4 protein-coding genes are annotated in these 3,114 nt (G+C 55.8%); 2 read left to right on the top strand and 2 right to left on the bottom strand.

Annotated elements, in window-relative coordinates; genetic code table 11:
• Together L692_RS0102335 and L692_RS0102330 are read right to left on the bottom strand one after the other, a co-directional pair.
• On the bottom strand, nucleotides 1–460 hold a 460-nt coding region (locus L692_RS0102335), incomplete at its 3' end, for an aminotransferase class III-fold pyridoxal phosphate-dependent enzyme (RefSeq protein ID WP_025696848.1).
• A 123-nt stretch (nucleotides 461–583) separates the two neighbouring features.
• Complete coding sequence (locus L692_RS0102330) at nucleotides 584–1,624, bottom strand: LCP family protein (RefSeq protein ID WP_025696846.1); 1,041 nt, start codon at nucleotides 1,622–1,624, stop codon at nucleotides 584–586.
• Between the two features lie 127 nt (nucleotides 1,625–1,751).
• On the opposite strand from L692_RS0102330, the gene bcp reads away from it, so the two are divergent.
• Complete coding sequence (gene bcp, locus L692_RS0102325; RefSeq protein WP_025696844.1) at nucleotides 1,752–2,219, top strand: thioredoxin-dependent thiol peroxidase; 468 nt, start codon at nucleotides 1,752–1,754, stop codon at nucleotides 2,217–2,219.
• A gap of 128 nt (nucleotides 2,220–2,347) precedes the next feature.
• Nucleotides 2,348–3,114 (top strand): BadF/BadG/BcrA/BcrD ATPase family protein (locus L692_RS27585; RefSeq protein WP_036721522.1); only part of this gene is annotated, 767 nt, incomplete at its 3' end.

Below are 3,114 nucleotides of genomic sequence, written 5' to 3'. Positions count from 1 at the left end.
CCAGCACCAGGTCGGAGTGGCCGTGGTAGCAGCCCGCGAACTTGATGATCTTGGTCCGGCCGGTATACGCCCGGGCGACCCGGATCGTCGACATGACGGCCTCGGTGCCGGAATTGACGAACCGGACCTTGTCCAGCGACGGGATGGCTTCCTTGAGCATCTTGGCCAGGGTGATCTCCAGCGAGGTCGGGGTTCCGTACAGCACACCGTTCTCTGCGGCCCTCGTAATGGCGGCGGTAATATGCGGATGGGCGAACCCGGTAATGACGGGACCGAAGGCTGCGAGATAATCGATGTAGCGGTTGCCGTCCTCGTCCCAGAAATGCGCGCCGGCAGCGCGCTTCATGAAGACGGGCGCTCCGCCGCCCACCGCCTTGAAGGATCTGGAGGGGCTGTTGACGCCTCCGACGATGTGCTGGAGCGCTTCCTGGTACAACTGTTCAGAGGTGGAACGATTCATAAGCGTATCATCCTTTCGATTGGGGCGAGAGATGAACGGGCGGACAGCGGATATCCGCCGTCCGCCCGCTGCCCGGGTGAAAATAGGGTTCAGAGCTTAAAGCCAAGGCTTGCTTACGGTGTGCTATTCGCTTCCCGCCGAGGCGGAAGGCGACGAGGATGGAGACGGCGATGACTCAGCCTCCGTCCTCGTCATCGTCTCCTCCACGAACCGCTTCAATTCATCGAGACTGCGGATGCCGAGCACGGATTGGCCCCTGACGGTCTCCTCTTGCAAGAGCTTCATCGGCGGAATCTGCTCGCTGCCGGCCATGCTGCTGCCATAGCCGACATTCGCCAGCTTCCACATATCGTTTATGGACAGGTTCGTGTCGATATAGGGACTGACCTCCGACAGAATGCTTGGCAGCTTGACGAGCGCCGTGGTGCTCTTGAGCTTGTCCGCAACGGCGCTCAGGAAAGCGCGCTGGCGCTGCGTTCGCGTATAGTCCGAGGTGGCGTCATGGCGGAAACGCACATACTGGAGCGCCTTGTTGCCGTCAAGGTGCTGATAGCCTTTTTTGAGATCAATATCGTACTCGGGCCCGTCGGCCTTGGTCTTGTAGACCATGTCCTTCTCGACTGTATAGTCGATGCCGCCGACCGCGTCCACCAGCTTGATGAAGCCCTGGAAGTCGGTGTAGACGTAGTATTGTATCGGAATGCCGAGCAGATCGCTGACGGTCTCCATCGCCGTGTTGGGGCCGTAGATGATCGCCGAGTTGATCCGGTCTTGTCCGTGGCCCGGAATCGATACGTAAGTATCCCGGAGGATGGAGAAGACGTGGGCTTTTTTGGTCACCGGATTAAGAGAAGCCACCAGCATCGTGTCCGAGCGGGGAATTTCGCCCTTCTTCACGCCGCGCGCGTCCACACCCATCAGCAGAATATTGACGGGCTCCGTTCCCTCCCATTTCGGGGGATCAGGCGTATCCTCGTCTACCGTTTCCACATTTTTGAATGGAGAATCTTCGCCATGCTTGCTCATACCTTCAAGACCTTGATAAATGGAAGTGAAGAAGTATGCGGCTCCCAAGGCCAGAAGCAGAAGGAGGATCAGCAGGATTCGAATCAGAGTTTTCTTGGAGTTTCCCTTCTTGGCGTGTCGTTTCGATCTTGGCGGCATTTCACGCTCTTCCTTTCACATTTGCATTCCCTACATTATAATTTCTTTTATGGATACAATCAATTGGACGCCCTGGGGGTCAAAATAACACAAAGAGCCATAAATTCTATTGAAGGAGTGTATAATTATGGAAGAGTTGTCCATCGGACAAGAGGCGCCGGACTTTACGCTACCCGCCTCGGACGGAAGCGAAGTCACCTTAAGCCAGTATAGAGGACGGAAGGTGGTGCTGTATTTTTATCCGAAAAATATGACGCCGGGCTGCACACAGGAAGCTTGCGAGCTAAGAGATGTCAATGACCGGATTACGGCGAAGGGAGCCGTTATTCTGGGCGTCAGCCCCGACAGCCTCCAGTCGCACGCCAAATTTATCGCGAAGAACGGACTGCCCTTTCTGCTGCTCTCCGATGAGGATCACAAGGTAAGCGAGCAGTACGGCGTGTGGCAGCTCAAGAAGCTGTATGGCAAGGAATTCATGGGCATTGTGCGCTCCACCTTCCTGATCGATGAACAGGGCATTGTGTCCGATATCTGGAAAAAGGTGCGGGTAAAGGGCCATGCGGAAGCGGTCGCGGCGGTCATTGACGGGGAATAAGCGGCTATATTGAAGTCTCCGGCGTTCCGTTAAATTTTTTACTGTTACATTTTTAACAGCTTTTCCTAGCCTGTTGTGTGATATTTTTCCTATAGTTAAAATTTTCAATAAGGCGTGGTGATGGCGGAATGCAGCTGAGGATCGGGCTCGATGTAGGGTCGACTACGGCTAAATTGGTTGTCATGGAACGGAATGTGGTAGTTCATGAGAATTATATAAGGCACTATAGCGATATAAAAAAAGCGGTTCTCTCTTTGCTGGATAAAGTGATGTCCCTGTTTCCGGAAAGGGAAGCGGCGCTCTCGGTAAGCGGTTCTTCCGGCTTGTCTCTGTCCAGGCTGGGCAATGTGCCCTTTGTTCAGGAGGTTATCGCTTGTACGAAAGCGATCAGCGAGCTGCTTCCGTCCTGCGACACCGCGATAGAGCTTGGAGGAGAGGACGCCAAAATCATCTATCTCACCGGAGGCATTGAGCAGAGGATGAACAATGCCTGCGCGGGCGGGACAGGCGCTTTCATTGATCAGATGGCGGCGCTGCTGCAGACCGATCCCGGCGGCCTTGACAGACTCGCGGCGGATCATCAGCGCATCTATCCCATCGCTTCCCGCTGCGGCGTGTTCGCCAAGAGCGACATTCAGCCGCTGCTTAACGAGGGCGCGCGCCGCGAGGATGTGGCGGCTTCGATCTTCCAAAGCATCGTGAACCAGACGATTGCCGGTCTGGCTTGCGGCCGCAAGGTGCGCGGACGGGTGGCTTTTCTGGGCGGTCCGCTGACTTATTTGTCCCAGCTTCGGGCCCGGTTCGCGGAGACGCTGGAGCTTGCGGAGGAAGACATTCTGTTCCCGGAGAGATCGCAGTATTTCGTAGCCATCGGCTCGGCGTTATCCGAGAGCGG

Source organism: Paenibacillus forsythiae T98 (assembly GCF_000520735.1).
GTDB classification, from domain to species: Bacteria; Bacillota; Bacilli; order Paenibacillales; family Paenibacillaceae; genus Paenibacillus_AQ; species Paenibacillus_AQ forsythiae.
The sequence above is the reverse complement of the archived record's forward strand: the minus strand, read 5'-3'. Positions and strand labels throughout refer to the sequence as shown.

Excerpts from the sequence above, each read along its gene's own strand:
- bcp (WP_025696844.1), top strand. The coding sequence starts at position 1,752 with ATGGAAGAGTTGTCCATCGGACAAGAGGCGCCGGACTTTACGCTACCC.
- L692_RS0102330 (WP_025696846.1), bottom strand. The coding sequence starts at position 1,624 with ATGCCGCCAAGATCGAAACGACACGCCAAGAAGGGAAACTCCAAGAAA.